Raw genomic sequence first — 17,961 nt, forward strand, 5'->3', positions numbered from 1 at the left:
CTTTTTACGAGCTAATAATTAGCCTAGAATTTGTAGATTATTTGCCAGTCACTCTGACTGGCTTTTCTGTCCGATGTAGGGAGTATTCATTGTGACAAATATGATTCGTCAATTTTTGCGCCAAGAGGCTGCGGGTGGGCTGATTTTAATCTTTGCCGCCATCGTGGCCTTATTGATGGCTAACACCCCGCTGCAAGGGATTTATCAATCATTTCTTGATGTGCCAGTATCAGTAAAAGTCGCGTCGCTGGATATCAGTAAACCGCTATTACTGTGGATTAACGATGGCTTAATGGCAGTATTCTTTCTTGTCGTTGGGCTGGAAGTTAAGCGCGAGTTGATGGAAGGTTCATTGGCAGGCCGCGATAAAGCGGTTTTCCCCGCCATTGCCGCATTGGGCGGTATGTTAGCACCAGCCCTGATCTATTTGCTGTTTAATGGGGCGGATGAAGTCACTCGCCAGGGGTGGGCCATTCCAGCCGCCACGGATATTGCTTTTGCCCTTGGGGTCATGGCGTTGTTGGGTAACCGCGTACCAACTGGCCTGAAAGTATTCTTACTGGCGCTAGCAATTATCGATGATCTGGGTGTCATCATTATTATTGCGCTGTTTTATACCCACGAGGTTTCAGTACAAGCTTTGGGGATCGCCGCTGCGGCCATTGCGCTGTTGGGCTACATGAACTGGCGTGGCGTCGGGAAAACCTCTGCCTATTTGCTGGTGGGGTTGGTGCTGTGGGTCTGCATTCTTAAGTCAGGTGTACATGCAACCTTAGCTGGCGTCATTGTTGGCTTTATGATCCCGCTGCATACCAAAGATAAGCGTTCTCCTTCGGAGTCGCTGGAACATGGTTTGCATCCGTGGGTTGCCTATTTGATTTTGCCACTGTTTGCTTTTGCCAATGCAGGGGTTTCGTTACAGGGCGTCTCTTTCTCCGGGCTGACATCGTTACTGCCTCTGGGGATAGCGAGCGGTCTGTTTATTGGTAAGCCACTGGGGATTTTCATCTTTAGTTGGCTCGCGGTTAAGTTAGGGATTGCTAAACTGCCTGATGCGATAAACTTTAAGCAGATTTTCGCTGTCTCAGTGCTCTGCGGTATCGGCTTTACAATGTCGATATTTATCGCTTCACTGGCATTCGAAGGCGCTGACCTTGCCCTGACAACCTATTCCAAACTGGGCATATTGCTAGGTTCGACCGCCGCAGCGATTGTGGGTTACAGCCTGTTGCGCTTGGCGTTACCGGCAAATAAAAAAGCGGCTAACTAGTCTAATCGAATGCTGGTTCAAGGTATTACTCACCATTGCCGGTGTCAGACAAAAACACCGGCAGTTTTACTTGATGGAATTCTTGGCTCACAGGCTGTGAAGTCTAAAACAGGGAATGTTTTATCGTACATGGGGCCCTATATCTGGCTTCGCGATAGGTTAAGGAGATAACGACATGCGAGTGTCTCATATCAATTTCAATCATCTTTACTATTTTTGGCAGGTCTGCAAAGAAGGCTCCGTCGTGGGTGCCGCTGGAGCATTATTCCTAACCCCACAAACTATTACCGGCCAAATTAAAGCCTTGGAAGAGCGGCTAGGCGGTAAACTGTTTAAGCGCCAAGGGCGAGGTTTAGTGCCATCGGAACTGGGGCAGTTGGTCTTTCGTTATGCCGATAAAATGTTCATGCTCAGCCATGAAATGCTGGATATTGTTAACTACCGCAAAGAATCCAATCTGCTCTTTGATGTGGGTGTTGCCGATGCGCTATCCAAGCGCTTGGTGAGTCAGGTGCTGGAAACAGCGGTAGTCGATAATGAAAAAATTCATCTGCGCTGTTTCGAATCGACCCATGAGATGCTACTTGAGCAGCTAAGCCAACATAAGCTGGATATGATCCTTTCGGATTGCCCAGTCGACTCCAGCCAGCAAGAAGGGCTGTTCTCGGTCAAACTGGGTGAATGCAGTGTGAGTTTTTACTGTCGTCAACCCATCCCAGATTCACCTTTCCCTGCTTGTTTGCAACAAAAGCGTTTGTTGATCCCCGGCCGTCGCTCAATGCTCGGGCGTAAATTGCTGAACTGGATTAACAGCAAAGGGCTACAGGTGGAAATTTTGGGGGAGTTTGATGATGCCGCATTGATGAACGCTTTTGCTATTTATAACAATGCCATTTTTGTTGCACCAACCATTTACGCGGCTGATACCTACGCTAAAGATGATCAAATTGTCGAAATTGGCCGACTGGATAATGTGCAAGAAGAGTATTACGTCATTTTTGCCGAGCGAATGATCCAACATCCGGCCGTACAGCGGGTATGTAACAAAGATTTTTCAGCACTTTTTAGCGGTTGATGGATGACTTCGGCAATTGAGCAGCTGAAATATGAGCTATTTGGTGATCGGCATCATTGCCCTGCTGCTAGTGGGGTAGTGAAAGAAGTGAGATAATCGCCAAACGATGGACATAAAAAAACCGGCCTAGGCCGGTCTTTTTACTAAGCAACCAACTTAATGCATTACTGCATTGCGTTGATTTGCGCGACTAAGTTTGACTTATGACGTGCTGCTTTGTTTTTGTGGATCAGACCTTTACAGGACTGACGATCCACGATTGGTTGCATTTCATTAAATGCTTTTTGCGCTGCGTCTTTATCGCCAGCTGCAATTGCCGCATACACCTTCTTAATGAAGGTACGCACCATTGAGCGACGGCTAGCGTTATGCTTGCGGCGTTTCTCAGACTGTACGGCGCGTTTCTTAGCTGATTTGATATTAGCCAAGGTCCAACTCCCAAATATATTCTATTGAGGACAATTCAAAGGCCGAGGAATATGCCCTTTTAGCCTTCGTTTGTCAATGGATTTGTGCAAATAAGCGCCGTTTGTACGGGCGGCACTTGCTACGTTGTGATGGAGCGGGATTTTACCAGCTTCGCGCTGTGGAATACAGTCTTTCGAAAGAAAATTCCACAGTTCACTGCCTCGAAGGGATTCGACGGTGGTTCTTGTAAAAATCTCAGCCTGCTTCTGTATTCAACGGCGAGCGTATTCTACAGGATAAAGTCAGTAAAAGGGATTTTACCTGCATAAAATTGGCAAAATGGTATGACTTTCGATTAAAGGTGCCAATCGCGGGTTAACCTTAACCGCTGTACAAGGTATAATCCGGCGATTTCCACTGTTTTGAGCCAGCTATGGAGCTAATTCGCGGTATACATAATATCCGGGCACGCCACCATGGTTGCGTGCTAACTATCGGTAACTTTGATGGTGTCCATCGCGGACATCAAGCCTTATTGGAGCAGTTAAAGCGCGAAGGTCAGCGTTTAGATCTGCCCGTTATGGTAATGATATTTGAACCGCAACCACTGGAATTGTTTGCAGCGGACAAAGCACCAGCACGGCTGACGCGCTTGCGTGATAAAGCGCGATATCTGGCCGAAGCGGGTGTTGACTATTTATTGTGCGTTAAATTTGATCCGCGTTTTGCAGCAAATACTGCGCAAGCTTTCGTTGCTCAGTTGCTGGTAGAGAAGTTGGGTGTTAAGTTTTTAACGGTTGGCGATGATTTCCGCTTTGGCGCAGGGCGTCAGGGGGATTTTCAGCTGTTACAGCAGGCGGGTGCTGAATTTGGTTTTGATGTCATCAGCACTGACAGCTTCTGTGACGGTGGGTTGCGCATTAGCAGCACGGCGATTCGTCAGGCGCTTCACGACGACGATCTGGTGTTGGCTGAGACGCTACTTGGCCACCCGTACAGTATTTCCGGCCGTGTGGTTCACGGCGATGAACTGGGGCGGACGATTGGCTTCCCCACGGCGAACTTGCCGTTAAAACGTTTAGTCGCTCCGGTAAAAGGAGTGTATGCGGTTGATGTTTATGGCTTGGGTCCAGAGCCATTGCCCGGTGTCGCCAATATTGGCACCCGGCCTACTGTTGCCGGCGTTCGCCAGCAACTAGAGGTTCATCTGCTTGATGTAACAATGGATCTTTATGGGCGTCATATTGATGTGGTGCTCCGCGCAAAACTGCGCAATGAACAGCGTTTTGCTTCGCTCGATGCCCTGAAGCAGCAAATCGCCAATGATGTGGTGACGGCCCGAACATTTTTCGGGCTAAAGACACCGGTTTAATATTTCTAGCCGAAACGGAACCGAGAATCTAATGAGTGACTACAAGAATACCCTGAATTTACCTGAAACAGGGTTCCCGATGCGCGGCGATCTGGCTAAGCGTGAACCTGACATGCTGAAACGTTGGTATGAGCAGGATCTGTACGGGATTGTTCGTACGGCCAAGAAAGGTAAAAAGACCTTTATTCTGCACGACGGCCCTCCTTATGCGAACGGCAACATTCACATTGGTCACTCTGTTAACAAAATTCTCAAAGATATTATTGTTAAATCGAAAGGAATGGCTGGCTACGACTCACCTTATATTCCAGGTTGGGACTGCCATGGACTGCCGATCGAGTTAAAAGTTGAGCAGCTAATTGGTAAGCCGGGCGAGAAAGTCAGTGCGGCAGAGTTCCGTGCTGCCTGCCGTAAATACGCCGCTGAACAGGTTGAAGGCCAGAAAGCGGACTTTATCCGCCTGGGCGTATTAGGCGATTGGGACCATCCTTATCTGACGATGGATTTCAAAACCGAAGCCAATATCATTCGTGCGTTAAGCAAGATCATTGATAACGGTCACCTGCACAAAGGCGCGAAGCCAGTGCATTGGTGTACTGATTGCGGCTCTTCATTGGCTGAAGCGGAAGTTGAATATTACGATAAAACTTCACCTTCTATTGATGTGCGCTTTAACGCCGTTGATGCTGCTGCAGTGAGCGCAAAATTTGGTGCAAGCCATGTTGCTGGTGAAAATAAGGCTAACGGCCCAATTTCACTGGTTATCTGGACCACCACCCCGTGGACCTTGCCAGCCAACCGCGCAATCTCACTGAATGCTGAGTACATCTATCAACTGGTGCAGGTTGACGGCGAATGCCTGATTCTGGCTGAAGACCTGGTTGAGAGCGTCATGAAGCGCGCCGGTATTGCTGAATGGACAGTGTTGGGAAGCTGTAAAGGCGCTGATCTCGAGCTGCTGCGCTTTAACCATCCATTTATGGGCTTTGATGTTCCAGCGATTTTAGGTGACCACGTGACACTGGATGCCGGTACTGGCGCAGTTCACACGGCACCAGGCCATGGCCCAGATGACTTTGTTATCGGTCAAAAATATGGTTTGGAAGTGGCGAACCCGGTTGGTCCGAACGGCTGCTATCTGGCGGGGACTTATCCAACGCTGGACGGCTTGTTTGTATTTAAAGCCAACGATGTGATCGTTGAGCTGTTGCGCGAAAAAGGCGCACTGCTGAAAGTTGAAAAACTGGTCCACAGCTACCCATGCTGCTGGCGTCACAAAACACCAATTATCTTCCGTGCTACACCACAATGGTTCATCAGCATGGATCAGAAAGGCTTGCGTAAGCAGTCACTGGAAGAGATCAAAGGCGTGCAATGGATCCCTGATTGGGGTCAGGCACGTATTGAAACCATGGTTGCTAATCGCCCAGACTGGTGTATTTCGCGCCAGCGCACTTGGGGCGTGCCGATGTCTCTGTTTGTGCACAAAGAGACCGAAGCGCTTCACCCGCGCAGCACTGAGCTGATGGAAGAAGTCGCCAAGCGTGTTGAGCAAGACGGTATTCAAGCATGGTGGGATCTGGATCCGGCTGAAATTTTAGGTACCGATGCTGCCGATTACGTCAAAGTGCCAGACACGCTAGACGTATGGTTCGATTCGGGTTCAACCCACTCTTCTGTGGTTGACGTGCGCCCAGAGTTTGGTGGTCATAGCCCAGACATGTATCTGGAAGGTTCTGACCAACACCGTGGCTGGTTTATGTCGTCACTGATGATTGCGACCGCGATGAAAGGCAAAGCGCCTTATCGCCAGGTGCTGACTCATGGCTTCACCGTTGATGGTCAGGGGCGTAAAATGTCCAAATCCATCGGTAACACTATCAGCCCGCAAGATGTGATGAACAAACTGGGTGGCGACATCCTGCGTCTGTGGGTGGCATCGACTGATTACACCGGCGAGATCGCTGTTTCTGACGAAATTCTGAAACGTTCTGCTGACTCCTATCGCCGTATTCGTAACACCGCGCGCTTCTTGCTGGCTAACCTGAATGGCTTCGATCCCGCGCAGCATCAGGTGAAACCTGAAGATATGGTTGTGGTCGATCGCTGGGCGGTGGGCCGTGCTCAAGCTGCTCAAGCCGAGATCATGGCCGCCTACGAAAATTACGATTTCCACTTGGTGGTGCAGCGGTTGATGCAGTTCTGTTCGGTTGAGATGGGCTCCTTCTATCTGGATATCATCAAAGATCGTCAGTACACCGCGAAAGGCGACAGCGTTGCCCGCCGTAGCTGCCAGACTGCACTATTCCATATTGCCGAAGCCTTGGTTCGCTGGATGGCACCAATCATGTCCTTCACCGCAGACGAGATCTGGAATCAATTGCCAGGTGAACGTCCGCAATACGTCTTCACTGAAGAGTGGTATGACGGTCTGTTCGGGTTGGCGGGCGATGAAAGCATGAACGATACTTTCTGGGCCGAGCTGCTGAAAGTGCGTGGCGAAGTGAACAAAGTGTTAGAGCAGGCACGTAGCGATAAACGTATCGGTGGTTCTCTGGAAGCCGCTGTGACCTTGTACGCAGAGCCTGAATTGGCTGCGCGTCTAAACAGCTTGCAGGACGAATTGCGCTTTGTGTTGCTGACCTCTGCCGCGAAAGTCGCAGATTATGCCGAAGCAGGGGATGATGCACTGCAAAGTGAGCTGATTGCAGGGCTGAAAATCACCTTTAATAAGGCTGACGGTGAGAAGTGTCCACGTTGCTGGCATTATACTCAAGACGTCGGTTTGGTAGCGGAACATGCTGAGCTATGCGGCCGCTGTGTCACTAACGTCGCCGGTGACGGTGAAGAGCGTAAGTTTGCCTAATGAGTAAGCCAATTTGTTCGACCGGATTGCGCTGGCTATGGCTAGCGGTACTGGTGGTGATTTTGGATCTTGGCAGCAAACAGTGGGTCATGACCCACTTTGCGCTGTATGAATCCATGCCACTGATTCCTTTTTTCAATATGACTTACGCACAGAATTATGGCGCGGCATTTAGCTTCCTGGCGGATAAAAGTGGCTGGCAGCGCTGGTTCTTTGCTGGAATAGCCATCGGTATCTCAGTTGTATTGATGGTGATGATGTATCGCTCAACAGCAAAACAACGTCTGATAAACTGTGCATACGCATTGATTATCGGTGGTGCACTCGGGAATTTATTTGACCGCTTAGTGCATGGCGCAGTAAACGATTTCATCGATTTTTACGTCAATAACTGGCACTTCCCGACGTTCAATCTGGCCGATGTCGCGATCTGTATCGGTGCTGCGTTAGTCATATTTGAAGGCTTCTTGAGTCCGGCTGATAAAACGGCAATTGATAAAGGTGAGTGATATGTCTGAGGGTATTCAAGGCGATCAAGTACAAGATAGCAGCGCCGTACTAGTGCACTTCACTCTGAAGCTGGAAGATGGCTCAACGGCTGAATCAACCCACATTCACGGGAAGCCAGCGCTGTTTCGTTTAGGTGATGACAGCCTTTCAGATGCATTGGAGCAGCAGTTGATTGGTTTGAAAGTGGGTGATAAGCACACTTTCACCTTACAACCTGAAGATGCATTTGGCTTGGAAAGTCCTGATCTGGTTCAGTATTTCACTCAGCGTGACTTTGCGCTAACCGGGGTGCCAGATGCTGGCACCATCATGCTGTTTACCGCTCGTGATGGCAGTGAAATGCCAGGTGTGGTGCGAGAGGTCGCAGAAGAGTCCATTACTGTTGATTTTAATCACCCGTTGGCAGGGCATGTCGTCAGCTTTGAAATTGAAGTGCTGGAGATTGACCCCCAACAGGAGGCTGTCCATGCAGATATTGCTGGCTAATCCACGCGGCTTTTGCGCTGGCGTTGATCGGGCTATCAGTATTGTTGAGCGCGCGATCGAGATGTATGGCGCGCCAATTTATGTGCGGCATGAAGTCGTCCATAACCGCTATGTGGTTGATAGCCTGCGTGAGCGCGGGGCTATCTTTATCGAAGAAATCTCTGAGGTGCCCGATGGCTCCATTCTGATTTTCTCGGCCCATGGCGTTTCGCAGGCCGTTCGCGCAGAAGCCCGTGAGCGCAAGCTGACGATGCTGTTTGATGCGACCTGCCCGTTGGTGACTAAAGTGCACATGGAAGTCGCGCGCGCCAGCCGTAAAGGTAAAGAAGCTATCCTGATCGGCCATGCAGGTCATCCGGAAGTCGAAGGGACGATGGGGCAATACAGCAACCCGAAAGGGGGGATGTATCTGGTTGAGTCACCCGACGATGTCTGGGCGCTGAATGTAAAAGACGAGAATAATCTGTGCTTTATGACGCAGACGACCTTGTCCGTGGATGATACTTCTGCGGTTATCGATGCTTTACATAAACGTTTTCCGAAGATTGTCGGCCCGCGCAAAGATGATATCTGCTATGCCACTACCAATCGGCAGGAAGCGGTGCGGAATTTAGCGAATGATGCCGATCTGGTGTTAGTCGTTGGCTCGAAAAACTCGTCTAACTCCAACCGTTTAGCCGAACTGGCGCAGCGGATGGGGAAACCAGCCTACCTGATTGATTCTGCGGCTGATATCCAAGAGCCATGGTTGCAGGGCGCGGCGCGGATTGGTGTGACGGCTGGCGCATCGGCACCGGATGTATTGGTGCAGCAAGTGATTGCACGCCTGCAAGCGCTTGGCGCGGGCGGGGCCGTTGAACTTAGTGGCCGTGAAGAGAGTATCGTCTTCGAAGTACCCAAAGAATTACGAGTTGATATTAAGCAGATTGATTGATCCTGCGTTTACTCTCTCAGGCATATTTTCGTTATCTGATATCAGGCAGCCCTTAGTGGCTGCTTTTTTTATCGGTAAAACGGTGCTTTTTCCATGATGGCGACCCATAACGGGTGGAACCAATGCCGGTAAATACAGGAAATTATTGCATCGTAACTGAATGAATATGCGGAGTAACCGTAAAATGGCAGATGAAGCACCATGGCCTCAGTGGGCGATGAATCGGGCGCTGCTGGTTTAAGGCTATTTAACGCTATTTAAGCCGTTAAGTGGTATCGCTGATAAAAACGAGCGTATATCATTTTTTTCTAATACAGATTAAATAGACTGGCAGAGTCCAAAGCGGGCGGCTAATCTGAACTCTTGTCAGGGTAGATGACACAAACATTAGGAGGAATCATGACCAATTCAACTATTCGTATCGCTGTTGTCGGCGCGGGTGGCCGTATGGGCCGACAACTTATTCAGGCAATTACCCAGACAGAGGGCGTTGTGCTGGGGGCGGCAGTTGAGCGCACAGGCTCCACTTTGGTGGGCAGTGACGCTGGCGAGTTGGCCGGAACGGGTTTGCTAGGCATTACTGTAAGTGATGATTTATCCAAGGTAATTGATCATTTTGATGTGTTGATCGATTTTACTCGCCCAGAGGGCACGCTGGAACATTTAGCCATTTGCCGTCAGCACCGCAAAGCGATGGTTATTGGCACCACGGGCTTTGATGATGCAGGTAAAGCGGCCATCAGTGCAGCAGCTGCTGATATTGGCATTGTGTTTGCGGCCAACTTCAGTGTTGGGGTGAATGTGGTACTTAAGTTGCTCGAAAAAGCCGCTAAAGTGATGGGCGACTACACCGATATCGAGATTATTGAAGCGCACCACCGACATAAAGTTGATGCGCCTTCAGGTACGGCGCTTGCCATGGGCGAAGCCATTGCCGATTCTTTGGGCTGGTCACTGAAAGATCATGCGGTATATAGCCGTGAAGGCCATACCGGTGAGCGTAAGCCCGGCACGATAGGCTTTGCGACGGTGCGCGCTGGCGATATTGTTGGCGAACATACCGCGATGTTTGCTGATATTGGTGAACGCGTTGAAATCACGCATAAAGCGACCAGTCGTATGACATTTGCCAATGGTGCCGTTAAGTCTGCTATTTGGGTGTCTGAGCATGATAATGGTCAGTTTGATATGCGAGATGTACTGAATTTGAACGAACTTTAAAGATGTAAAGCACAACCCGTGATGTGGTTGTTTTTATCATAATCATTTGATAATAGGGCAATATTTTATTGTCCTTTTTTATTTGTTTTGTTAAATAACAATGTTCACTTTGATTTTATTGTTTAGCATTCATTTTTATGTATTTATACACGATTTTTTATCTTTTTTATCCTCTTGCTAAGCGCTAACACTGATTTTCATCTCTCCAGACAGATATTTTCCAGTCACTTACCCTCGCAACCGTTTACTATGCTAAGTTAGCCTGTGCTTTTGTCGCTATAACCCGCTATTTTTTATGAGAACGGCAAAAAATAGAGAAAAAATGGCACTTTGGCTAGACAAGAGCGTCACTCATCATTAAAATGCGCCCAATTTGCCAAAAATTAGCTTTGAGGGCGGTTTTTGCATTGATTTAGATCGCTAGATATGAATTAATATGCAAATAATGTGACTGTTTATTCCTTGGAGGGTGTTTTGATTAAGTCAGCGCTATTGGTTCTCGAAGACGGAACCCAATTTCACGGTCGGGCCATCGGGGCAGAGGGTACGGCAGTGGGGGAAGTGGTCTTCAATACGTCGATGACCGGTTATCAAGAAATCCTCACTGATCCTTCCTACTCCCGCCAGATCGTTACTCTTACTTATCCTCATATCGGCAATGTCGGCACTAATGCCTCCGATGAAGAATCCTCCGCAGTACACGCCCAAGGTCTTGTTATTCGTGACCTGCCATTGATCGCCAGCAACTACCGCAGTGAAGAAGGCTTAGCTGAGTATCTCAAGCGTCACAACATTGTGGCGATTGCTGATATCGATACCCGCAAGCTGACGCGGTTGCTGCGTGAGAAAGGTGCACAAAACGGCTGCATTATTGTGGGTGACTTATCTGATGCCGCTTTGGCGTTGGAAAAAGCGAAAGCTTTCCCCGGTTTGAAAGGGATGGATTTGGCGAAAGAAGTGACCACCAAAGATAGCTATCAGTGGCTGCAAGGCAGCTGGACACTGGAAGATGATCTGCCTGCAGCGAAACAGCCAGAAGATTTGCCCTTCCATGTGGTGGCTTACGACTACGGCGTGAAACGCAACATCCTGCGTATGTTGGTGGATCGCGGTTGCCGCCTGACGGTTGTTCCGGCACAAACGCCTGCTGAAGACGTTCTGAAGCTCAATCCAGATGGCATCTTCTTGTCCAACGGCCCAGGGGACCCGGAGCCATGCGATTATGCAATCGCGGCGATTAAACGTTTCCTGGAAACCGATATCCCAGTGTTTGGTATCTGCTTAGGTCACCAATTACTGGCACTGGCCAGTGGTGCCAAAACAGTAAAAATGAAGTTTGGTCACCATGGTGGCAACCATCCAGTGAAAGATTTGGATGCAGATTGCGTGATGATCACTGCACAGAACCACGGTTTCGCAGTAGATGAAACCACATTGCCATCCAACCTGCGTAAGACACACCTTTCGCTATTTGATGGTTCTCTGCAAGGGATTCACCGCACCGATAAAGCAGCGTTCAGTTTCCAGGGTCACCCGGAGGCTAGTCCAGGGCCGCATGACGCCGCCCCGTTGTTTGATCACTTCATCGAGCTGATTGAAGCTTATCGCGCCACTGCCGCTAGCCATACCCATAAATAATCAGGAGCGATTACCATGCCAAAACGTACAGATATAAAAAGCATCCTGATTCTGGGCGCAGGCCCTATCGTTATCGGCCAGGCTTGTGAGTTTGACTACTCCGGCGCCCAGGCTTGTAAAGCGCTGCGTGAAGAGGGTTACCGCGTCATTTTGGTGAACTCCAACCCCGCGACCATCATGACTGACCCTGAGATGGCCGATGCGACCTATATCGAGCCGATCCACTGGGAAGTGGTGCGTAAGATCATCGAAAAAGAGCGCCCAGACGCTGTTTTGCCAACCATGGGTGGCCAAACCGCACTGAACTGCGCGCTGGAACTCGAACGCCAAGGTGTTCTGGCTGAATTTGGCGTCACCATGATTGGTGCCACCGCTGATGCCATTGATAAAGCAGAAGACCGTCGTCGCTTTGATATCGCGATGAAGAAAATTGGTCTGGATACCGCCCGCTCCGGTATTGCCCATAACATGGAAGAAGCGCTGGCCGTCGCGGCTGATGTGGGCTTCCCTTGTATTATCCGCCCCTCCTTTACCATGGGTGGCACGGGTGGCGGTATCGCCTATAACCGCGAAGAGTTTGAAGAGATTTGCGAGCGCGGTCTGGATCTGTCGCCAACCAAAGAGTTACTGATCGATGAGTCACTGATTGGCTGGAAAGAGTATGAGATGGAAGTTGTGCGCGACAAAAACGACAACTGCATCATCGTCTGTGCCATCGAAAACTTCGATGCGATGGGTATCCATACCGGCGACTCTATCACCGTTGCACCCGCCCAAACACTGACCGATAAAGAGTATCAAATCATGCGTAATGCCTCGATGGCAGTACTGCGTGAAATCGGCGTAGAAACCGGTGGTTCTAACGTACAGTTCTCGGTTAACCCGAAGAATGGCCGTTTGATTGTGATTGAAATGAACCCACGTGTCTCTCGCTCCTCCGCGCTGGCCTCGAAAGCAACGGGTTTCCCGATTGCCAAGATTGCCGCCAAGCTGGCAGTGGGTTATACCTTGGATGAGTTGATGAATGACATCACTGGCGGCCGCACTCCAGCCTCCTTCGAACCATCCATTGACTACGTTGTGACCAAGATCCCTCGCTTTAACTTCGAAAAGTTTGCCGGTGCGAATGACCGTCTGACTACGCAGATGAAATCTGTCGGCGAAGTGATGGCGATTGGCCGCACTTTGCAGGAATCAATGCAAAAAGCACTGCGCGGTTTGGAAGTGGGTGCGACCGGTTTTGATCCGAAAGTGAGTTTGGATGATCCCGAAGCGCTGACTAAAATTCGTCGTGAATTGAAAGAAGCAGGTTCTGACCGTATTTGGTATATCGCGGATGCCTTCCGTGCTGGCATGTCGGTTGATGGTGTTTTCAACCTGACCAACGTCGATCGCTGGTTCTTGGTGCAGATTGAAGAGCTGGTTCGCCTGGAAGAGAACGTGGCGGAGTGCGGTATCAACGGCCTGAATGCTGAGTTTATGCGCCAACTGAAACGCAAAGGCTTTGCCGATGCTCGTCTGGCGAAATTGGTCGGCGCGGCAGAAAGCGAAGTGCGTAAACTGCGCTACAAACATGGCCTGCATCCAGTTTACAAGCGGGTCGACACCTGTGCGGCGGAATTCTCTACTGACACCGCCTACATGTACTCGACCTACGAGGAAGAGTGTGAATCCAATCCAACCAGCGATCGCCCGAAAGTGATGGTGCTGGGTGGTGGTCCGAACCGTATCGGCCAAGGGATTGAGTTCGATTATTGCTGCGTACACGCCTCACTGGCGCTACGTGAAGATGGTTACGAAACCATCATGGTGAACTGTAACCCAGAAACGGTTTCAACCGACTACGACACCTCTGATCGTCTCTACTTTGAGTCAGTGACGCTGGAAGATGTGCTAGAAATCGTGCGTATCGAGAAGCCGCAGGGCGTCATCGTGCAGTACGGTGGTCAGACGCCATTGAAATTGGCCCGTGAATTGGAAGCGGCTGGTGTGCCAGTGATTGGGACTAGCCCTGATGCTATCGACCGTGCTGAAGACCGCGAACGTTTCCAACAGGCGGTCAATCGTCTGGGCCTGAAACAGCCGGCAAACGCCACTGTTGCTACCATCGAACAAGCAGTAGAGAAAGCGACTGGTCTGGGTTATCCGCTGGTAGTTCGCCCATCTTATGTCTTGGGTGGCCGCGCAATGGAGATCGTTTATGACGAAGTTGACCTGCGTCGTTACTTCCAAAATGCGGTGAGTGTCTCGAATGATGCGCCCGTGTTGCTGGACCGTTTCCTTGATGATGCGGTTGAAGTGGATGTAGATGCCATTTGTGACGGCGAGCGTGTGCTCATCGGCGGCATTATGGAGCACATCGAGCAAGCAGGGGTTCACTCCGGTGACTCAGCTTGTTCTTTGCCTGCCTACACCCTGAGTAAAGAGATTCAGGATGTGATGCGCCAGCAAGTCGAAAAACTGGCCTTCGAGTTGTGTGTTCGTGGCCTGATGAACGTGCAGTTCGCGGTCAAGAACAACGAAGTTTACCTGATTGAAGTTAACCCTCGTGCAGCTCGGACCGTGCCATTCGTCTCTAAAGCGACCGGTATGCCACTGGCAAAAATTGCCGCGCGCGTGATGGTGGGTCAGTCACTGGCTGAGCAAGGTATCACCGAAGAGATTATTCCGCCTTATTACTCGGTAAAAGAAGTGGTCTTACCGTTTAATAAATTCCCTGGTGTTGACCCGATTTTAGGGCCAGAAATGCGCTCTACCGGTGAAGTCATGGGGGTTGGCCGTACCTTCGCAGAAGCTTTCTCTAAAGCGATGCTGGGCAGTCAATCAGGGATGAAAAAGAGTGGTCGTGCGCTGTTATCGGTTCGTGAGGGCGATAAACATCGGGTGGTTGATCTGGCCGCGAAGCTGCTGAAACAGGGCTTTGAACTGGATGCGACTCACGGTACTGCGGTGGTGTTAGGCGAAGCAGGGATAAATCCACGCTTGGTCAACAAGGTGCATGAAGGCCGTCCACACATTCAGGACCGTATTAAGAATGGCGAGTACACCTATATCGTGAATACCACGGCAGGGCGTCAGGCGATTGAAGACTCCAAACTGATCCGCCGCAGTGCTTTGCAATATAAGGTGCACTACGACACCACCTTGAATGGCGGTTTCGCCACGGCTATGGCCTTAAATGCGGACCCAACCGAGCAAGTGATTTCTGTGCAAGAGATGCACGCCAAGATTAAGAATATGAAAGGCTAATTTTGGTGGTCATCGAGAATCAATAAAGCAGCGGGGCGATGGAGACATCGCCCTTTTTCATGCTGAGAGATTATAAAATCGTGGGTTTTAGCCTGATAAGCAGTATTTGTTATAAACAGAAGTATTATTCATAAACGATAGTATTGTTCATAAACAACATTGATCTTCACCAATGTTAACCCCCGCTATATTCCATATTGTGGATAGTTAACGGCTAACGGCCGGTTCAGCTAACTTAACGCCACTTTGATACCCAGGCCGATCAACAGGCCACCTAGCAATTTATCGACCACTTTTTGCGCTTTTGCCAAACCACGACGCACTGGCGCACTTTGAATCAGAATCACCAGTAGAGGCCACCAGATCACGGCCAGTACCCAGATGATTGAGGCGTACCACAATTTTTCACCCACGCCAGAGTTGATCTGCAATATTTGAGTGAAAACAGCGAGGAAGAACAGCGTTGCTTTTGGATTCAATAAGTTGCAAAGGTATCCCTGTAAGAATGCGGCTTTAAGCGAGATAGGGGACTGTGTCGCGTTATCGATACTGAGCTTACTTTCTCCCCGCGACAGTAGGGCTTGGATACCAATCCAAATCAGATAACAGGCGCCGGCATATTTCAGCAGATTGAATAGCCAAGGGGTGGTGGTGATAACCACAGCCAGACCCGCCACGCAGTAAGACATATGTGTCGCGACGCCCAAAATAACGCCGAGTGCCGTCATCATGGCGGCGGGGCGGCGATAGCGGGCGGCATTTTTAATCACCAGAAAAAAATCAGGGCCAGGGGAGAGCATCCCTAAAGTAGCAATAGTTGCGACGAATAACGACGTTTCAAACATAAGAATTACCGAGTAAGAGTGATGCGTTCTGGCGATAATAGCGCCACTGGGTTTTCCTTGCATTATCCTTATTGGTTATCTGTGATGGTTTGATTGCCGGCAGTGATGATATTGAGCATTTTTCTTTTACTCTTTTGACGGATAGCGATGCACGAATATGAGCCTGGAGCATGTAATAAGCAGTGAGGTGCCGCATCAGCAGCAGCGGGAGATTACACGATTGTGCATCAAATGCGCGTTGCTACTATTGCAACATGGCGCAGAAAGTATGCTGGTTGAGCAGCTATCGGCCCGCTTGGGTATGGCGTTGGGAATGGACAGTGTCGAAAGCTCCATCTCAGCCAATGCGGTTGTTTTGACCACCATTAGCCAAGGTAATTGTCTGACGTCTACCCGCAAAAATACTGATCGTGGTATCAATATGCAGGTCGTCACCGAGGTCCAGCATATTGTCATTTTGGTGGAGCACCATTTGCTGGATGCGAAGGGGGTAGACAAGCGTTTTGAGAATATCAAACCGCTACGTTATCCACGCTGGCTGGTGGTGGTGATGGTTGCGCTGTCTTGTGGCTGCTTCAGTAAACTCAATGGCGGCGGTTGGGATGCTTTTTCCATTACCTTTATTGCCAGTGGGTTGGCGATGTTTGTGCGCCAAAGCCTGACGGCTCGCCATATGAATCCACTGATTAATTTCTGCATCACGGCATTTGTCGCGACATCGGCATCTGGCTTATTGATGCGGCTACCCTTTTTCCATGAGGCATCCAGTGTGGCGATGGCCGCCAGTGTATTGCTACTGGTGCCCGGCTTCCCACTGATTAATGCTGTCGCTGATATGTTCAAAGGGCATGTTAATACTGGGTTGGCCCGTTGGGCGATGGCGAGTTTGCTCACTCTATCCACCTGTATTGGGGTGATATTTGCGATGGCACTTTGGGGATTGCGGGGGTGGTCGTGAGTTTACTCTGGGCGTTACTACAAGATATGGTGCTGGCCGCTATTCCGGCATTGGGTTTTGCGATGGTGTTTAATGTGCCTGTTCGTGCATTGCGCTATTGCGCACTACTGGGGGCGATTGGTCACGGTTCGCGCATGTTGATGGTTCATTTTGGCATGAATATCGAGCTGGCTTCGTTACTGGCCTCGATTATGATTGGGGTGATTGGGATTAACTGGTCGCGCTGGCTGCTGGCGCATCCTAAAGTTTTCACCGTTGCCGCGGTGATCCCAATGTTCCCCGGAATCTCTGCTTATACCGCGATGATATCGGTGGTGGAGATTTCTCATATGGGTTACACCGAGGCATTGATGTCCACTATGGTGACTAATTTCTTGAAAGCCTCATTTATTGTTGGTGCGTTGTCGATTGGTTTATCTTTGCCTGGATTATGGCTATATCGCAAACGTCCTGGTGTATAAGGCTTTTTTTGTTCTCTGTTTTGGTATCGGGCTAAGACCTATCTCATATGTGTGATTAGCCTGCTTATCGCTATCGACGCTGGTTTCGGCTTTACGTATAGTGTGAGCAATTTTTCGGTACTGGCTCTTGCAGCCTACAGGGTTTAACAATGATTATCAGCCTGATCGCTGCACTGGCAGCGGATCGCGTTATTGGTATGGAAAACGCCATGCCATGGCACTTACCTGCGGATTTAGCGTGGTTCAAACGTAACACGCTAAATAAGCCAGTTATTATGGGCCGTAAGACTTTCGAATCTATTGGTCGCCCTTTGCCGGGGCGCTTGAATATTGTTATCAGTAGCCAACCCGGCACTGATGACCGCGTGACTTGGGCAACCTCTATTGACGACGCGCTTTCTCTCGCTGGTGATGCAGAAGAAGTGATGGTCATGGGCGGTGGCCGAGTCTATAGCCAGTTTTTAGACCGTGCGAACCGCATGTATCTAACCCATATCGATGCTGAAGTCGGTGGCGACACCCATTTCCCTGACTACGAGCCAGATGAGTGGGAAAGCACATTCAGCGAGTTCCATGATGCAGATGAAGCCAACTCTCACAGCTATTGCTTCGAGATTCTGGATCGTCGCTAAAAGCTATTGATCACTATTTATACTTTGCAGAAAAAA

15 protein-coding genes are annotated in these 17,961 nt (G+C 49.7%); 13 read left to right on the forward strand and 2 right to left on the reverse strand.

All coding sequences use genetic code 11. The annotated features are described in order from the left end of the window. The first annotated feature begins 91 nt into the window (after positions 1 to 91). Positions 92 to 1,270 (forward strand): Na+/H+ antiporter NhaA, encoded by a 1,179-nt coding sequence (nhaA, locus tag ACZ76_RS12210; RefSeq protein ID WP_048619167.1) that lies wholly within the window; start codon positions 92 to 94, stop codon positions 1,268 to 1,270. A 175-nt stretch (positions 1,271 to 1,445) separates the two neighbouring features. Then, positions 1,446 to 2,345: a transcriptional activator NhaR gene (gene nhaR, locus ACZ76_RS12215; RefSeq protein ID WP_048619168.1), complete on the forward strand. Its 900-nt coding sequence runs from the start codon at positions 1,446 to 1,448 to the stop codon at positions 2,343 to 2,345. A gap of 164 nt (positions 2,346 to 2,509) precedes the next feature. On the opposite strand, the gene rpsT is transcribed toward nhaR, so the two are convergent. Beyond that, positions 2,510 to 2,773, reverse strand: a complete 264-nt coding sequence (gene rpsT, locus ACZ76_RS12220; protein WP_002220715.1) for a 30S ribosomal protein S20 — start codon at positions 2,771 to 2,773, stop codon at positions 2,510 to 2,512. 413 nt (positions 2,774 to 3,186) lie between these two features. On the opposite strand from rpsT, the gene ribF reads away from it, so the two are divergent. The 8 genes from ribF (at position 3,187) to carB (ending at position 15,029) form a co-directional block, all read left to right on the forward strand. Next, entirely contained in the window at positions 3,187 to 4,125 is a 939-nt protein-coding gene (gene ribF / locus ACZ76_RS12225; RefSeq protein ID WP_048619169.1) for a bifunctional riboflavin kinase/FAD synthetase, read from the forward strand. Positions 4,126 to 4,156: 31 nt separating this feature from the next. Continuing rightward, positions 4,157 to 6,991, forward strand: coding sequence for an isoleucine--tRNA ligase (gene ileS, locus ACZ76_RS12230; RefSeq protein ID WP_048619170.1), 2,835 nt, complete (start codon positions 4,157 to 4,159; stop codon positions 6,989 to 6,991). Further along, complete coding sequence (gene lspA / locus ACZ76_RS12235) at positions 6,991 to 7,500, forward strand: signal peptidase II (RefSeq protein WP_048619171.1); 510 nt, start codon at positions 6,991 to 6,993, stop codon at positions 7,498 to 7,500. Before ileS ends, lspA begins: the two co-directional genes overlap by 1 nt. Position 7,501: 1 nt before the next feature. Continuing rightward, positions 7,502 to 7,987: an FKBP-type peptidyl-prolyl cis-trans isomerase gene (gene fkpB / locus ACZ76_RS12240; protein ID WP_048619172.1), complete on the forward strand. Its 486-nt coding sequence runs from the start codon at positions 7,502 to 7,504 to the stop codon at positions 7,985 to 7,987. Beyond that, positions 7,968 to 8,921 carry a 4-hydroxy-3-methylbut-2-enyl diphosphate reductase gene (gene ispH / locus ACZ76_RS12245; protein ID WP_048619173.1) on the forward strand — a complete coding sequence of 318 codons (954 nt, stop codon included), beginning with the start codon at positions 7,968 to 7,970 and terminating at the stop codon, positions 8,919 to 8,921. The genes fkpB and ispH overlap by 20 nt, the downstream gene beginning before the upstream one ends. A gap of 399 nt (positions 8,922 to 9,320) precedes the next feature. Beyond that, on the forward strand, positions 9,321 to 10,142 hold the full coding sequence (gene dapB, locus ACZ76_RS12250) for a 4-hydroxy-tetrahydrodipicolinate reductase (protein ID WP_048619174.1): 822 nt from the start codon (positions 9,321 to 9,323) through the stop codon (positions 10,140 to 10,142). Between the two features lie 474 nt (positions 10,143 to 10,616). Continuing rightward, positions 10,617 to 11,780 (forward strand): glutamine-hydrolyzing carbamoyl-phosphate synthase small subunit, encoded by a 1,164-nt coding sequence (gene carA, locus ACZ76_RS12255; RefSeq protein ID WP_048619175.1) that lies wholly within the window; start codon positions 10,617 to 10,619, stop codon positions 11,778 to 11,780. Between the two features lie 15 nt (positions 11,781 to 11,795). Further along, complete coding sequence (carB, locus tag ACZ76_RS12260; protein ID WP_048619176.1) at positions 11,796 to 15,029, forward strand: carbamoyl-phosphate synthase large subunit; 3,234 nt, start codon at positions 11,796 to 11,798, stop codon at positions 15,027 to 15,029. 230 nt (positions 15,030 to 15,259) lie between these two features. Here the strand turns inward: carB and ACZ76_RS12265 are convergent, their stop codons facing one another. Next, complete coding sequence (locus ACZ76_RS12265) at positions 15,260 to 15,874, reverse strand: LysE family transporter (protein WP_048619177.1); 615 nt, start codon at positions 15,872 to 15,874, stop codon at positions 15,260 to 15,262. A 157-nt stretch (positions 15,875 to 16,031) separates the two neighbouring features. On the opposite strand from ACZ76_RS12265, the gene ACZ76_RS12270 reads away from it, so the two are divergent. From ACZ76_RS12270 to folA, 3 genes are all read left to right on the forward strand, one after another. Beyond that, positions 16,032 to 16,832, forward strand: coding sequence for a threonine/serine exporter family protein (locus ACZ76_RS12270; RefSeq protein ID WP_048619178.1), 801 nt, complete (start codon positions 16,032 to 16,034; stop codon positions 16,830 to 16,832). Beyond that, the gene (locus ACZ76_RS12275) at positions 16,829 to 17,293 is read left to right on the forward strand and encodes a threonine/serine exporter (RefSeq protein ID WP_032814552.1); all 465 of its coding nucleotides are present in this window, start codon (positions 16,829 to 16,831) and stop codon (positions 17,291 to 17,293) included. Before ACZ76_RS12270 ends, ACZ76_RS12275 begins: the two co-directional genes overlap by 4 nt. Before the next feature lie 149 nt (positions 17,294 to 17,442). Next, positions 17,443 to 17,925 carry a type 3 dihydrofolate reductase gene (gene folA / locus ACZ76_RS12280; RefSeq protein ID WP_048619179.1) on the forward strand — a complete coding sequence of 161 codons (483 nt, stop codon included), beginning with the start codon at positions 17,443 to 17,445 and terminating at the stop codon, positions 17,923 to 17,925. The last annotated feature ends 36 nt before the right edge of the window (positions 17,926 to 17,961 follow it).

It is taken from the genome of Yersinia aleksiciae (assembly GCF_001047675.1).
Taxonomy (GTDB): Bacteria; Pseudomonadota; Gammaproteobacteria; order Enterobacterales; family Enterobacteriaceae; genus Yersinia; species Yersinia aleksiciae.

Coding starts and splice junctions, on each gene's coding strand:
- folA (WP_048619179.1), top strand. CDS start 17,443: ATGATTATCAGCCTGATCGCTGCACTGGCAGCGGATCGCGTTATTGGT.
- ribF (WP_048619169.1), top strand. CDS start 3,187: ATGGAGCTAATTCGCGGTATACATAATATCCGGGCACGCCACCATGGT.
- carB (WP_048619176.1), top strand. CDS start 11,796: ATGCCAAAACGTACAGATATAAAAAGCATCCTGATTCTGGGCGCAGGC.
- lspA (WP_048619171.1), top strand. CDS start 6,991: ATGAGTAAGCCAATTTGTTCGACCGGATTGCGCTGGCTATGGCTAGCG.
- ispH (WP_048619173.1), top strand. CDS start 7,968: ATGCAGATATTGCTGGCTAATCCACGCGGCTTTTGCGCTGGCGTTGAT.
- ACZ76_RS12265 (WP_048619177.1), bottom strand. CDS start 15,874: ATGTTTGAAACGTCGTTATTCGTCGCAACTATTGCTACTTTAGGGATG.
- ileS (WP_048619170.1), top strand. CDS start 4,157: ATGAGTGACTACAAGAATACCCTGAATTTACCTGAAACAGGGTTCCCG.
- dapB (WP_048619174.1), top strand. CDS start 9,321: ATGACCAATTCAACTATTCGTATCGCTGTTGTCGGCGCGGGTGGCCGT.
- fkpB (WP_048619172.1), top strand. CDS start 7,502: ATGTCTGAGGGTATTCAAGGCGATCAAGTACAAGATAGCAGCGCCGTA.
- ACZ76_RS12270 (WP_048619178.1), top strand. CDS start 16,032: ATGAGCCTGGAGCATGTAATAAGCAGTGAGGTGCCGCATCAGCAGCAG.
- nhaR (WP_048619168.1), top strand. CDS start 1,446: ATGCGAGTGTCTCATATCAATTTCAATCATCTTTACTATTTTTGGCAG.